At 74.7% G+C, this 13,596-nt stretch carries 11 protein-coding genes; 5 read left to right on the plus strand and 6 right to left on the minus strand.

Features of this window, described 5'->3' with window-relative positions; translation table 11 throughout:
• Nucleotides 1–45: 45 nt before the first annotated feature.
• From ACFYX3_RS14070 to ACFYX3_RS14090, 5 genes are read right to left on the minus strand one after another with little or no spacing between them, the layout of a single operon-like run.
• Nucleotides 46–1,458, minus strand: a complete 1,413-nt coding sequence (locus ACFYX3_RS14070) for an amidase (RefSeq protein ID WP_389012439.1) — start codon at nt 1,456–1,458, stop codon at nt 46–48.
• 31 nt (nt 1,459–1,489) lie between these two features.
• Complete coding sequence (locus tag ACFYX3_RS14075) at nt 1,490–2,173, minus strand: ABC transporter ATP-binding protein (RefSeq protein WP_389012442.1); 684 nt, start codon at nt 2,171–2,173, stop codon at nt 1,490–1,492.
• Entirely contained in the window at nt 2,173–3,921 is a 1,749-nt protein-coding gene (locus ACFYX3_RS14080) for an ATP-binding cassette domain-containing protein (RefSeq protein WP_389012445.1), read from the minus strand. Before ACFYX3_RS14080 ends, ACFYX3_RS14075 begins: the two co-directional genes overlap by 1 nt.
• Complete coding sequence (locus ACFYX3_RS14085) at nt 3,918–5,156, minus strand: ABC transporter substrate-binding protein (protein ID WP_382657012.1); 1,239 nt, start codon at nt 5,154–5,156, stop codon at nt 3,918–3,920. The genes ACFYX3_RS14080 and ACFYX3_RS14085 overlap by 4 nt, the downstream gene beginning before the upstream one ends.
• Nucleotides 5,117–5,992, minus strand: a complete 876-nt coding sequence (locus tag ACFYX3_RS14090) for a branched-chain amino acid ABC transporter permease (RefSeq protein WP_382657014.1) — start codon at nt 5,990–5,992, stop codon at nt 5,117–5,119. Before ACFYX3_RS14090 ends, ACFYX3_RS14085 begins: the two co-directional genes overlap by 40 nt.
• Nucleotides 5,993–6,209: 217 nt before the next feature.
• On the opposite strand from ACFYX3_RS14090, the gene ACFYX3_RS14095 reads away from it, so the two are divergent.
• From ACFYX3_RS14095 to ACFYX3_RS14115, 5 genes are all read left to right on the plus strand, one after another.
• Nucleotides 6,210–7,169, plus strand: a complete 960-nt coding sequence (locus ACFYX3_RS14095; protein ID WP_389012450.1) for a helix-turn-helix domain-containing protein — start codon at nt 6,210–6,212, stop codon at nt 7,167–7,169.
• Nucleotides 7,170–7,294: 125 nt separating this feature from the next.
• Complete coding sequence (locus ACFYX3_RS14100) at nt 7,295–7,888, plus strand: DUF4328 domain-containing protein (RefSeq protein WP_389012453.1); 594 nt, start codon at nt 7,295–7,297, stop codon at nt 7,886–7,888.
• A 300-nt stretch (nt 7,889–8,188) separates the two neighbouring features.
• The gene (locus ACFYX3_RS14105; RefSeq protein ID WP_389012456.1) at nt 8,189–8,839 is read left to right on the plus strand and encodes a LuxR C-terminal-related transcriptional regulator; all 651 of its coding nucleotides are present in this window, start codon (nt 8,189–8,191) and stop codon (nt 8,837–8,839) included.
• Nucleotides 8,839–9,456 carry a DUF4255 domain-containing protein gene (locus tag ACFYX3_RS14110; protein WP_389012460.1) on the plus strand — a complete coding sequence of 206 codons (618 nt, stop codon included), beginning with the start codon at nt 8,839–8,841 and terminating at the stop codon, nt 9,454–9,456. The genes ACFYX3_RS14105 and ACFYX3_RS14110 overlap by 1 nt, the downstream gene beginning before the upstream one ends.
• A gap of 29 nt (nt 9,457–9,485) precedes the next feature.
• Entirely contained in the window at nt 9,486–11,582 is a 2,097-nt protein-coding gene (locus ACFYX3_RS14115) for an ATP-binding protein (RefSeq protein ID WP_389013186.1), read from the plus strand.
• Between the two features lie 60 nt (nt 11,583–11,642).
• On the opposite strand, the gene ACFYX3_RS14120 is transcribed toward ACFYX3_RS14115, so the two are convergent.
• A complete protein-coding gene (locus tag ACFYX3_RS14120; protein WP_389012463.1) occupies nt 11,643–13,268 on the minus strand; it encodes a hydrolase in 1,626 nt (541 codons plus the stop codon).
• Nucleotides 13,269–13,596: the final 328 nt, after the last annotated feature.

The raw sequence follows: 13,596 nt of genomic DNA on the forward strand, positions 1-13,596 counted from the left end.
AACCGGAGGCGGCGGGGTGGCGCTCTCGCGTGCGCGGTCCGGGGCTCAGCCGGAGCAGCGCGCGGGGCGGCGCTGCGGCCAGCCGTCCAGGGCCTCCAGTTCGGCGGCGACCCGGATCAGGGCGGCCTCGTCCCAGGGGCCGGCGATGAGCTGGCTGCCGACGGGGAGGCCCTCGGCCGAGGTGAAGGTGGGCAGGCTGACGGCGGGCTGGCCCGTGATGTTGCAGATCGAGGTGAAGGAGATCATCCGGTTCTCCGTGGTGCGCGGGCCACCGGGGTCCGCGTTGGCCTCCTTGAGCAGCGCGTCGACCGGCGGCGGCAGGCAGGCCATGGTGGGGGTGAGGAGCAGGTCGAACTCCTCGCCCCACTGCGCGCGGACCGCGCGGGCCTCCTCCGCGAGCAGGGCCGCGGCCCGGGTGTACTCGCCCGAGTGCTTCCCGGTGGCCCGCTCCATCCGGAACCGGAGGTGCGGCTCGGCGAGTTCCGGCTGCTGGTACGGGGCGGCCCAGAGCGCCGCGTCGAGGACGGTCTGCGCGTACCCGGTGATCGCCTCCTCGCTGAAGAAGCGGGGGGAGGCGGGGGCGACACGGTGGCCGAGGCATTCGAGCAGCCGGGCGGTGTGCTCGGCGGCCTCGACGCACTGCGGGTCCACGGGGAGGCCGGTGGGTGCCGTGGTGAGCAGCCCGATGCGCAGGCGCCCGCCGTCGAGGCCGACCTCGTCGAGGTACGGCCGGACGGGTGCGGGGGCCTGGTACATGGCCAGCCGGTCGGGGACGGACATCGCGTCGAGCAGCGCGGCGGCGTCGCGGGTGGTGCGGGTGATGGCGCCCTCGACGGTGGCGTGCTCCCAGCCGGGTACCTGCTGCGGGACGCGGCCCCGGCTGGGCTTGAGACCGAGCAGTCCGCAGGAGGAGGACGGCATGCGGATCGAGCCGCCTCCGTCGTTGGCGTGGGCGACGGGCGCGAGCCCGGCGGCGACGGCCGCGGCGGCGCCGCCGCTGGAGCCGCCCGCAGAGTGCTCGGGGCTCCAGGGGTTGCGGGTGCTGCCGAAGCGGCTGTTGTCGGTGGTCGAGAGGAGGCCCATCTCGGGCGAGTTGGTACGGCCCATGAGGAGGAACCCGGCGTCGAGGAGGCGCCGGACGACGGGTTCGGTGAGGGTGCGGGGCCGGTCGTCGACACCGTACGAGCCGTACGTGGCGGGCTGCCCCTCGACCTGGGTCAGCTCCTTGACGGGGACGGGCACGCCGTGGAACGGCGGGAGGGGGCCGCCGTCGGTGACGGCCTGCTCGGCGCGGCGCGCGGCGGCGAGGACGGCGTCCTCGTCGAGCCAGGTGAACGCGGCGAGTTCCGGGTCGTGCTCGGCGATCCTGCGGAGGTAGGTCTCGGCGATCTCGACGGGGCTGAGGTCACGACGGCGGACGGCCGAGGCGAGGTCGGTGGCGGAGGCGAAGGGGTCCATCGGGGGGCTGCTCCAGGTGAGGTGGGCGCGGTCAGCGGACCGCGAGGAGGTCGTCGAGGCGGTCGCGCAGGCCGGGGCCGTTCGGTGCGTCGAGGGCGACCCGGCCGGCCTCCATCGCCACGACGTGGCGGCTGTGGTCGAGGAGCGCTCCGGCGTGCTGGTCGACGAGGAGGACGGCCGTCCCGGTGGCGGCGATCGTGCCGAGCGCCTCCAGGACGTCGGCGACCACGGAGGGCTGGAGGCCCTGGGTGAGTTCGTCGACCGCGATCAGGGTCCGGCCGGCGAGCATCGCCCGGGCGATGCCCAGCTGCTGTTTCTGCCCGCCGGAGAGCGTGCCGGCCTGCTGGCCTGCGCGGTCGGTGAGCAGCGGGAAGACGGTGCAGGGGTCGACGGCGGGGACGGTGTCGCGGCGGCGGGCGAGGCGGAGGTTCTCGGCGACGGTGAGCGCGGGGAACACGCCCCGGTCCTCGGGCATGAGCGTGGCGCCGGCCCGGGCGAAGAGTTCGGGGCGGCCCGGGGGCAGGGCGCGTCCGTCGAGGGTCACGGTCCCGCCGTGCCGGTCGGCGAGCCCGAAGACGGTCCGCAGCAGGGTCGTCTTCCCGGCGCCGTTGCGGCCGATCAGGGCGGTGATCTCGCCGCCGCGCACGGTCAGGTCGGTCGGCCGTACGACGGCGGCCTGTCCGTATCCGCCGGCGAGGCCCGTCAGTTCGAGCATCAGCGCGCTCCCAGGTAGGCGGTGCGGACGGCGGGGTCGGCGGCGACGGTGTCGAGCGGGCCGCGGGCGAGGACCTGTCCCTCGGCGAGGACGACGACCTCGTCGGCCAGTTCCCGCACGATGTCCATGTCGTGCTCGACCACGAGCAGGGCGCAGCCGGTGCGCCGGTTGACCGCGCGGAGTTCGCGGGTGAGGCGGCGTGCGTCGTCGGGTCCGAGGCCGGCCGCGGGTTCGTCGAGGAGCAGCAGTCGGGGTCCGGCGGCGAGGACCATGGCGAGTTCGAGGCGGCGGCGGTCGGCGAGCGGGAGGGCGCCGGCGGGCCGGAGCTCGTCCTCGGCGAGGTCGCGGAACTCGGCGGGCGGTTCGGCGGGTTCGGGTGCCTCGATGCGGGCGAGGCGGAGGTTGTCGGCCGGGGAGAGTTCGGCGACCACGCTGGGGATCTGGAACATCCGGCCGACGCCGAGCCCCACCCGGCGGTGGACGGGCAGTCCGGCCGCGTCGGTGCCGAAGAGGCGCAGGGTGCCCGCGGCGGGGACGAGCTGTCCGGCGACGACGTTGAGGAAGGTGCTCTTGCCGGCCCCGTTGGGTCCGATGAGGCAGACGCACCGGCCGGCCTCGACGGTCAGGTCGACCCCGGCGAGCACCTCGACGGGGCCGAAGGACTTCCGGATGCCGGTGACGGCGAGGGGGAGACCGTCGCTCGCACTCTCCGAAGCCGTACGGTCGGGGGCTCGGCGCGGGGTTCGGCGGGCCGCCGACGGAAGCCGGACGTCGGGTCCGGGGCCTGCCAGCCGACGGCGCGGGGCGGCGGTGAGACCGGCGGGTGCGACCTGGACGACAAGCAGGAACAGGGCGGCGAGGGCGAGGAGGTACCAGCCCTGCCAGGTGGAGCCGAGGTACTGCTGGCCGACGGTGACGGCGACGGCTCCGGCGAACGGCCCCACCGTGGACTCGCGTCCGCCGAGCGCCAGCCAGATGAGGACGGACGTCGACAGGCCGAGACCGAACACCTGCGGCGAGACGAGCCCGGCGACGGGTGCGTACAGCGCTCCGGCGAGGGCGGCGACGGCCGCGCTCACGGCGAAGGCGGTGGTGCGCACCCTGGTGGTGTCGATGCCGCTCTGGGCGGCCCGCTCGGGGTTCCGGGAGGCCGCGACGAGGCGGGCGCCGAACCGTCCGCGCACAAGAAGAACCCCGCAGGCACCGACGACGGCCGCGACGGCGCCGAGCGTGACGTAATAGGAGGTCACGACGTCCGGACCGGAGACGGAGAGTCCGTTGGTCCCGCCGGTGACCGGGGCGAGGGTGGTGGCGGCGCGCTGGAGCAGGAGGCCGACGCCGATGGTCAGGAGGATCAGCGGCGCGTCGGGGACCGGGGCGGCCAGGCCGATGCGGACGACGGGCACGGCGATCAGCACGGCGGCGGCGACGGCCGCGGCGACCGTCGCCGTCCACGGGAGGTGGTGCTCCTGGGCGAGGGCGACGGCGTACGCGCCGAGCCCGAAGAACGCGGCGTGCCCGACGCTCAGGAGTCCCGCCCGGCCCCAGCTCAGGTCGAGGCCGTAGGCGAACAGGCCGTGGCACAGGCCGAGGGTGAGGGTGGCGACGGCGAAGGCGTCAAGGCCGAAGGGGGCGGCGAGGAGGGCCGCCCCGGCGAGGCCGGGGAGCACGAGCCGCAGCGTGCGCCGGACGCCGCGGGTGGACACGGCGGGAGCGACGGGGGCGTTCGATGCTGCGGGGACGGTCACGAGCAGCCCTTCTTCGGGGTCGTGTCGGTGACCATCGGGTGGGTCCGGGTGACGGTGTATGCGCCGTCGCCGCCGATGGTGACCTCCCTCATGTCGGCCTGGAGCACGTGGTTGCCTGTGTCGAAGCGCGTGCCCTTGCCCAGCGGGCTGTCGTAGGACAGTCCGCCGATCGCCTTGTTCACGGCCTCGGGGTCGTTCGAGCCGGCCTTCTCGGCGGCTGCGAGCAGGAACTTGACGCCGAAGTAGGCGTTGCCGGCGACCTCGGGGACGGGGGCCTTCCACTGGTGGGCGGCCCGGTAGTCCTTCACGAGGGCGAGGCTCTCGGCGTCGTCGAGGCGGTCGCTCCAGCGCACCGTGTGCGTGCGGCCGGTGACGAGGGGTCCGAGCGCGGGCTGGAAGTCCGCGTCGAGGGACGCGCCCTCGAAGCCGAGCTTCGGGGTGAGGAGGCCGAACTGCTGCGCCTGCTTGGCGAAGGTCACCGCGTCCGCGCCGACGACCATGGAGAGCACGGTGTCGGGGGCGGCCGACTTCAGGCGGCCGATGACCGGCTGCCAGTCGGTCTGGCCGAGGGGGCTGTACTCCTCGGCGACGACGGTGCCGCCCGCCTTCTTCACGAGTTCCTCGGCGACACCGGCGTAGAAGTGGGGGTAGTTGTAGTCGGAGCCGACGAGCGCGACCTTGGTGCCGTGCTTCCGGACCAGGCCGGGCACGGTCGGGGTCAGCATCTGCCGGGTGGACTCGCCGAAGCCCCACTGGTAGGCGAAGCAGTGTTCGGTGTCGCCGAGGATGGCGGTGCCGAACGGCACGTGCGCCTCGTCGGCGACCCTGCCGACCGCCTCGGCGGTGTCGCCGGTGATGGTGCCGAAGAGCATCGTCACCTTGTCCTGGCGGACGAGCCGGCGGGCGAGCTGGGTGGAGTTGGCGGGGTCTCCGGCGTCGTCCACCACGACGTACTCCACGGGGCGGCCGTGCACGCCTCCGTCGGCGTTCACCTTCTTGACGGCCAGTTCGAGGCCGTTGCGCAGGGCCGTTCCGACCTGGGAGACCGGGCCGGTGAGCGGGACGATCACGCCGATCTTCACCGGTCCGCCGGTGGCGGGGGCGTCGTCGTCGGAGAGTGCCGCGCCCTGGCAGCCGGTGAGTACGAGGGCGAGGGCGGCCGCCAGAGCCGGCGCGGTGGTGCGGAGTGCGGGCGTCATGCGGCGCTCGCGGGCGCGGGGGTACGACGGAACCATGCGGAGAACCTTCCGATCCAGGGGCGTGAGCGCAGTGCGGCGATCGCGACGACGGCGGCGTAGAAGAGGGCTTCGGCGAGGGTGTCGGAGAGCCAGGTGCGGAGCAGTACCGACAGGGTGGAGATCAGCAGGGCGGCGCCCGCGGCGGTGGCCAGGGCTCCTGGACGGCTGAGGAGCAGCCCGAAGAAGACGGGGACGAGCAGGCCGAACCCCATGCTGGGGTTGACGGCGAGGACCGGGCTGTAGAGGGCTCCGGCGAGCACCGCGAGCAGGCCGCCGACGGTGAAGGCCGTGGCGCGCATGCGGCGCGGGTCGGTGCCGAGCAGTGCCGCCATGGCCGGGTTGTCGGCGACGGCCCGCAGCCTCAGGCCCCAGTCGGTGCGGTGGGCCGCGAGCAGGACCAGGGCGATGACGGCGGTCGCGGTCAGCGCGCAGACCAGCCGGTACGTGGGGTAGGGGGTGCCGAGGACGTCGAGCGTGCCCTCCACGGGGACGGCGACGGTCCGCGAGGTCCCGGTGAAGAGGAGCTCGGCGCCCTGCCGCAGCGCCATGCCGAGACCCCAGGTGACCAGCATGGCGGCGAGGCCGTCGGAGCCGGGGCGGCGAAGCAGCAGCCGCTCGACGACCAGGAGCAGGGGCGCGCCGGCGGCGAGGGCGAGCAGGGTGCGGAGCCCGAAGGGGGCGGCGGTCGCGGTGGCGGCGACGTAGGCGCCGGTCATGGCGAGGTCGCCCTGGGCGAGGTTGACCACCCGGGTCGCGGCGAAGATCACCGCGATGCCGACCGTGAGCAGGCCGTAGAGGCCGAACTGGCCAAGGATGGCCAGAAGTACATCCATCTGTTACCGCCTCTGTGCTTCCGGGTGCAGCGGGGACTCTGCGAGCATCTGGCAATCCCGCGCCGGGCACTGGTCCGTCAGCGCAGAGTTCTGTGCCGGCAGTGCGCGGCCCGGACGGCGCGACCGGGGCGTGCGGTGCGGGGCTGCACCGGGTGCGTCCGGTGCGGGGGCCGGGCCGGGTGTCCCCGGTGCGGGCGGGTGCGTGAGGGGGAACGACATGCCGGTGGAGCGCCGGGACGACGGCAATCTGGTCTTCGGCTATCTCGACACGGCGTCGGCGGACCCGTCGGGTGCCTCCGACACGGTGCTGGTCCGGGCCCGGGCGGGCGACGAGGGGTACGCCGCCGACATGCGGCCGAGTCGGTTCGGCGCGCTCAGCGGCTGCGACATCAGCGGGGACCAGGAGATACGGGTGATGCCCCGGCCCTCCCCCGCGGCGCCGCGGCCGGGCCATCTCCTCGGCCTCCTCGTGTCGGGGCGCGGCGAGCTGGAGCAGGACGGGCGGCGGGCGGCGCTGGCGCCGGGCGACTTCGTGCTCTACACGGGCGCGCGGCCGTTCCGGCTCGAACTCGTCGGCTCCCACCGGTACTTCGTCCTGGCCCTGGACGCCGGTACGGCCGGGCAGCTGGCGAGGGCGGAGGGTGCGGTGACCGCGAACGCGGAGCTGCCGCGCTCGCCGAGCGGCCGGGTTCTCTCGGCGGTCCTCGGCGAGCTGGCCGAGCGGGCACACGGGTTCGGCCCGCTGGCCCGCCGGGACATGGGCGAGCACGTGTCGGCCATCCTGCGCACCCTGCTGCGCGAGACGGGCGGCGCCGGGCCGGCGCCCGGGTCGGGTTCGGCGGGCGTCATGGACCGGATCCTCGCGTACGTCGACGAGCACCTGGCGGAGGACCTGTCACCGGGGACGATCGCGGCGGCGCACCACATCTCCGTACGCCATCTGCACGCGCTCTTCCGGGAGTCGGGCGCGACGGTGAGCGATCACGTGCGGCGCCGCCGTCTGGAGCGGATCCGCACGGACCTCGTCGATCCCGGTCTGGCGCATCTGCCCGCGTACGTCCTCGCGGCGCGCCGCGGCCTCGGCGAGGCGAGTCACTTCAGCCGGGTGTTCCGGGCGGAGTTCGGCCTGTCGCCGCGTGCGGTACGGGAGCAGGCGCGCGTCCGTACCGAGCCGTGACGGCACCGCGGGGAGGGCTTCTCCTCCCGCGGCCGCAACCCTGTGGACACCCCGAGGGTGCGCACCTACGATGCCGGTGATCACCGCCGCCACCCACGGCGCGGAGGCACTCCGGGGGCGAACCAGTGGACCAGTACAACGTGCCCGTGGGGCCGGCGGCCGTGAACGGGCCCCGCTACCGCTTCCGCGACCCCGCCGGACCGGCCCTCGTCGTCCAGTGCCTGATAGCGACCTCGGCGCTCGCCGAGGCGTACGTCATCGCGACCGGCCCCGACGCCCCCTGGCTGAAGGACGGGAGCGTCCTTCTCGGCGTGCTCCAGCTCGCCTGCTGGGCCTCGTTCCTGGTCTGGTTCCACCGCGCCCGCTGCAACGCCGAGGTGCTCGCGCCCGGCAGCCACAAGTACGCCCCGGGCTTCGCGCTCGGCGCCTGGATCATCCCGCTCGCCATGTGGTGGCTGCCCCGGCGCATCGCCCTGGACATCCGGCGCGCCGGCGGCCGGCCCCGCGACACCTGGCTGATCAACGCCTGGTGGTTCGTCTGGCTCTGCGACGGCCCGCTCTCGGTCGCCGTCCACCTCCTGGTGCTCCACCAGACCGAGTACCACAACCCGATCGACCACGGCATCGGCATCCTGGACTCGATCCTGGCGATCGCGGTGATCCGCCGCATCACCGCCGGCCAGCCGGCCGGCCCCCTCCCGTACTTCAACACGACCTGAGCCCGTCGGCGCCCTGCGGGACTCCCAAGTGGCGGGCGCCACACGGGAAGAGCGTTGTGGACGGCCCCGGCGTGCGGTTCGTGAACGCGGCAGCGGAGCGTTAGCGAGACGTGAGCACCGCGCGGGAAGCTGGTCGAGACCATCGTGGCCGGTGCACCGGTCACGGACCAGCAGACCACGGGGAGCCTCACCGTGCGTGGCGGTGACCGGCCGGGAGGCCGCTGCCGCCGCGCCGGTCGCCTCCGGGCGCCCGACCACGCCCGGACGGGAGAGGCGCGTGAGAAGGAGCAGGTAGCGGGAGTGCTCACCACACGGGTGACGGTGACCGTCCACGCGTCCGATCCGCTGAGCCGGGCCGGACTCATCAGCCATCTACGGCACCAGCCGACGATCGACTTCGTGCCCGAGCACGACGACGGGATCCGGGGCGACCCCGCGGTCGCCGTGATGCTCGCCGACCGGATCGACGAACCCACCACCGCGGAGCTCCGGCGCCTCCTTCGCGGCCGCGACCAGCGTGTCGTCCTCGTCGCCCGCGAGCTGCGCGAACCCGACCTCCTGTCGGTCGTCGAGTACGGCGTACGGGCGATCATCTGGCGCCACCAGGCCACCGAGCAGAGGCTGTTGAGCGCCGTGCACAGCGCGGCCCGCGGCGAGGGCGAACTGCCGCCCGACCTGGTCAGCCGCCTGCTCAACCAGGTGGGGCGGCTCCAGCGGGCGACGGCCGCGGGCACGGGCACCGGCGGGGCGGTGCCGCTGTTCGGGATGGCGCCGCGCGAGGTGGACGTGCTGCGGCTGCTCGCCGAGGGGCTCGACACCCGGCAGATCAGCGAGAAGCTCGCCTATTCCGAGCGCACCGTCAAGAACATCCTGCACTCGCTCATGACCCGTCTCCAGCTCACCAACCGGGCGCATGCCGTCGCGTACGCGCTCCGCGAAGGCTACATCTGATGATCCACGAGATAGACGAGGCACTGCGCCGGCTGCTCGCCCCCGCCGTCACGGGCGAGATCGCCTTCGACGCCCCGACCCGCGACTGGGCGGCCCGCCGCAACACCCCCACGCTCAACGCCTACCTGTACGACATCCGCGAGGACGTGGCCCGGCGCGAGCGCGGTGCGGTGGCCGAGCGGGACGCCGACGGGATCGTGACGCGCAGGCGCCAGCCGCCGCGCTGGTTCCGGCTCTCGTACCTGGTGACCGCCTGGACCTCCCGGCCCGAGGACGAGCACCGTCTCCTGTCGGGCGCCCTGGCGCTGCTCCTGCCGCACGAGGTGCTGGACGGAGACGCGGTGCCGGAGTCCGTACGGCCGATCGCCAGGTCCCTGCCGCTCTCCGTCGCGGTGCCGCCCGCGGAGTCGCGCTCGCTCGCGGACATCTGGTCCGCGCTCGGCGGCGAGCTCAAGCCCTCGCTGGACGTCGTGGTCACCACTCCGTTCCCGGTCACCCCGGTGTACGAGGCGGCTCCACCGGTCACCGAGGGCGCGGAGGTCGTGGTGCGCGGCATCGACGGCGTACCGGCGGACTCCAGGCCCCGGATGCGGCGACGTGTCGGAGGTGGCGCGTGACCGGGAACGACCTCACGGGCCCGGCCGGCATGCTCGGCCTGCTCGCCGCCCTGCGCGGCCGGGTCGCCGCCCTGGTGGACGCCCGCAGCGCCGGGGACCCCACGGCGGGCGATCCGCTGCGCGGCCTGTACGTCACGGAGGACACGGCCCGCCGCATCGCGGCGGCGCCGGGGCCGGAGGCGTCTCGGGACGGCGGGGTGCCGTTTCCGGACGCAGGCGCCCGGAAGGGGGACGACGTCCCGGTTCCGGACCTGGGCGTCCCGGCAGGGGACGGCCGCGTGCCGCTGCCGGGCGTGGGCGCTCCGGCGGGGGACGACGGGAGCTCGCTTCCCCGCACGGACGACACCGGCCGCCTCACCGCCCTCTCCCTGGTCTTCGGGCTCACCGCGCTCGACGCGCGCATCCTCGTCGCGGCGCTCGCGCCCGATGTGGACCGGGGTTTCGAGGCGTTGTACGGGTACCTCAACGACGACGTGGGCCGGCGCCGCGCCTCCGTGGCGCTGGCTCTGGACCTCGTGGGCACCGGTCCCTTCGACGCGGCCGCCCGCGACCGCTTCCATCCGGCCGCGCCGCTGCGGTCCGGTGGCCTCCTGGAGGTCGAGGACGAGGACCGCCCGCTGCCCGGCCGGGCGCTGCGCGTGCCGGAGCGGGTGGTGGCGCACCTCCTGGGTGACGACGGGCGACTCGACGCGCAACTGTCCTCCGCCGAGGTCGAGCTGCTGGGTCCCTCCGACGACGGAATCACAGTCCCCTCCCCGCTCGGCGCGCGGGTCGTCGCCGCCGGTCCCGTCACCGTCCATCTGCGGGAGCGTGTCCCCGGGGGCGCGACCGACGGGGTGGTGGCCGCGCTGCGCGCCGCCGGGCGGCCCGTGCTGCGCTACCGGCCGGAGAGCGTGGACGAGGCGGTGGCACGGGCGCTGCTGCGTGAGGCCCGGCTGCGTGGCGCCGCCGTGGTCGTCGAGCCGCTGCCTGAGCGGCCCGGGCCTCTCGTGCGCGCGCTGGCCTCGTCCGGGACGACGGTCGTCCTCGCCGGCACCGAGGCACCCGATCCCCGGTGGGCACCGCACGCGGAGCTGATCGCGCTCGACGCACCGGGCGGAACGGAGGGACCGGGCGACCTCTGGCACCGTGAACTCGGCCCGCTGGAGGTCGACTTCGACCTGGACGCGGCGACCGCCCCGTACCGTCTCAGCGGAGACCAGGTGCGCCGGGCGGCGCGTTCCGCGCGGGCGCTCGCCGCGTTCGAGGGCACGGCACTGACCCTGGCGCAGCTGCAGCGCGGCGCCCGGCTGGTCTCGGCGCCGCTGCTCGACAGCCATGCGCGGCGGATCCGGCCGGCCGTGGGGTTCGCCGATCTGGTGCTCCCCGAGGAGCCGCTGGGAATGCTGCGCGAGCTGACGGGCCGGGCCCGCGACCGGGACAGGGTGCTCGGCGAGTGGGGGCTGCGGACGGGAGGCGGGCGCGGACGCGGTGTCGTCGCGCTGTTCGCCGGGGAGTCGGGCACCGGCAAGACGCTGGGCGCGGAGGTCGTCGCGGGCGAACTGGGCCTGGATCTCTACGTGGTGGACCTCTCGTCGGTGGTCGACAAGTACGTCGGCGAGACGGAGAAGAACCTGGAGCGGATCTTCGCCGAGGTGGACCGCACGGACTGTGTGCTCCTCTTCGACGAGGCCGACGCGGTCTTCGGCAAGCGGTCGGAGGTGAAGAGCTCGCACGACCGGTACGCGAACCTGGAGAGCGCCTATCTGCTCCAGCGTCTGGAGGCGTTCGACGGGATCGCCGTGCTCACGACGAACCTCAGGGCCAACATCGACGAGGCGTTCACCCGCCGTCTCGACCTGGTCGTGGACTTCCCGTTCCCGGACCCCGGGCAGCGCCTGTCGCTGTGGCGTTCCTGCCTGGCGGGCACGCCGAAGGCGGAGGGTCTGGACGAGGAACTCGCGCGGTGTGCAGCGGAGTTCGAGCTGGCGGGCGGTGCGATCCGCTCGGCCGCGGTGACGGCCGGCTATCTGGCGGCGGCCCGCGGGACGGCTGTGACCAGCGAGGACGTACGGGCCGGGGCGCGGCGCGAGTACCGGAAGGCGGGGCGGCTGGTCCCGGACGCGGGAGCGCCCTGGGCGCCGTGACCACGTGAACGAGGGGGCCACCCGTGCGGGTGGCCCCCTCGGCCGGTTCACGTCACCGGCTCACATCACGCTGCCGCCGAGCATCTTGCGGAGGGTCGGCCAGTCGACGGTGCCGGTGGCTTCGAGCCCGACGGCCGCCTGGTACTGGCGGATGTGGTCCTGGACGCTGCTGCCGTTCCGGGTGGCCGTCACCTTGCCCGTGCGGAGGTTGTCGATGCCGTACTGGGCGTTGGTGCGCGCCACGTCGAGGTCGTGGTCGCTGAACTCCCGGTTGTACGCGTTCCAGAAGGCGGCCGTCAGCTGGGTGTTCTCCATGCTGGTGCTCCCCGGCTTCACCTCGTCGGGCGTGATGCCCTGGACCCAGAGGGAGGTGAGGGTGGCGCGGCCGAGCGTGCCTTCCGCGTCGTTGTTCAGGATCTCGCCGGAGTTCTTGCCGTTCTCGACGGCGTCCTTCCTGACGGCGCGCTGGTAGCAGGCGATCGAGTCGCGGGTCGCACCGTCGATCACACCTCGCGACCAACTTCCGGAGAGCTTGCAGGCGTTGCCCATGGCGGCCAGGCGCTCCTGCGCGTACTCGACGACGAGGTCCTTCGGGTCGCCCTGGACCCAGGGGGGAAGGGTCTTCGTCTGGGCGGGCGGGGGCGGGGGCTGCTGGTTCCCGCCGTCGCCGGAGCCCGGTCCCGGGTCGGTGGGCGCGCCTCCGCCGGATCCGCCGCCGGTCGTCCCGCCGCCCGGGCCGCCGCCGGCGCCGTCGTCCGTACCGCCGTCTCCGCCGGCCGGCGGGCGGGTCCCGTCGAGCGGCGGGGGCTGGTCGCCGGGCGGCTTCCCGCCGGGCGTGGGGCCGCCGTTCGCGCCGGGCGGGGGCGCCGCGGGCAGCTCGCTCCCGCCGCCCTGCTGCGCGGGCCGGGGCGCGCCGGTCGCCTGGATCTCCTTGGCGGCGCTGACGATCTTCGGGGAGAAGCCGAACCAGAGCACGGCGAAGGCGATGGCGGCGGTCACGAGGAGTCCGCCGGCCACGACGAGCCAGTTCCCGAAGACGGGCCGCTGGTCGTAGGTGGCCTCCAGGTCGAGCGCGGTGTCGTCGCCCGCCCGGCGGACGGCCACGGTGAAGCGGTGCGACTCCTCGGAGCCGGTCCAGCGCACGGCCTGCGGCCGCACGGTGAGTTCCCCGAAGGCGGCGCGGCCGGGGGCGATCTGCACGGCGTTCGGCCGCAGGTCGAAGGTGAGCCGGTTGGCCTCGTCGCGGGCGATCAGGGACGCGGTCAGCGGGGTGTTGCCGAGGTTGTCGACGGCGATCCGGGCCCGGCCGCGGAAACGGCCGATGAGCGCGGGCGGCAGCAGCTCGGCCCGGGTCTCGGTGAAGGGCGTGACGGTCAGCCGGCCCTCCACCACGTCACGGGCGCCGGCGTTCTCCCTCGGGTCGACGCGGACGCCGTACGCGAGGGGCCCGGCCTCCACGTCCGAGGAGCGGGGCGGGGCGAAGGTGATCTCGGCGGTCCCCTCGCTGCCCGGGTACAGGCGGAGGACGTCCGGCTCCACCCGGGACCAGCCCGAGGGTTTGCCGACGAGGGAGAGCCGGTACTCCTCGACGGTGTCCCCGGTGTTGCGCACCCGTAGCCGGGCGGAGGTCCGGGCCCCCGGCTCGATGGTCACATCGGCCGGGTCCAGAGAGGTCCAGATGGTCATGGACGCAGGGTAGGGCGGTGGGGGTGGGCTACGGCTGCCCGAAAGTCCCGGTGCGAGGGCAACGCGAGCTGCCCCGACGCCCTTGGGGGGCGGTGCGGCACGGGGGACGGGTACACGGGCGGGGTGCGCCTCCGGCCCTACCCTCGCACGCCGGGGCCCGGTGTCAAGGGGCCTGGGTGCACCCGGCCGCCGGTACGGCTCCGAGAGCCGCGACCGCACCGGCGAGGGAAGGTCCGGCCCGGAGATCGTGACCGTTGGGGCATCCCCCGCTGCCCTCGTGAGCGCCCCTTCTTCCCTGGTCGGACCGGCCGGGGTTCGGCGAGAGTCG

The sequence above is a fragment of the Streptomyces sp. NPDC002463 genome (genome assembly GCF_042889835.1).
GTDB lineage: Bacteria > Actinomycetota > Actinomycetes > Streptomycetales > Streptomycetaceae > Streptomyces > Streptomyces nymphaeiformis.

Excerpts from the sequence above, each read along its gene's own strand:
- ACFYX3_RS14085 (WP_382657012.1), bottom strand. The coding sequence starts at position 5,156 with ATGGTTCCGTCGTACCCCCGCGCCCGCGAGCGCCGCATGACGCCCGCA.
- ACFYX3_RS14070 (WP_389012439.1), bottom strand. The coding sequence starts at position 1,458 with ATGGACCCCTTCGCCTCCGCCACCGACCTCGCCTCGGCCGTCCGCCGT.
- ACFYX3_RS14095 (WP_389012450.1), top strand. The coding sequence starts at position 6,210 with ATGCCGGTGGAGCGCCGGGACGACGGCAATCTGGTCTTCGGCTATCTC.
- ACFYX3_RS14110 (WP_389012460.1), top strand. The coding sequence starts at position 8,839 with ATGATCCACGAGATAGACGAGGCACTGCGCCGGCTGCTCGCCCCCGCC.
- ACFYX3_RS14115 (WP_389013186.1), top strand. The coding sequence starts at position 9,486 with ATGCTCGGCCTGCTCGCCGCCCTGCGCGGCCGGGTCGCCGCCCTGGTG.
- ACFYX3_RS14075 (WP_389012442.1), bottom strand. The coding sequence starts at position 2,173 with ATGCTCGAACTGACGGGCCTCGCCGGCGGATACGGACAGGCCGCCGTC.
- ACFYX3_RS14120 (WP_389012463.1), bottom strand. The coding sequence starts at position 13,268 with ATGACCATCTGGACCTCTCTGGACCCGGCCGATGTGACCATCGAGCCG.
- ACFYX3_RS14090 (WP_382657014.1), bottom strand. The coding sequence starts at position 5,992 with ATGGATGTACTTCTGGCCATCCTTGGCCAGTTCGGCCTCTACGGCCTG.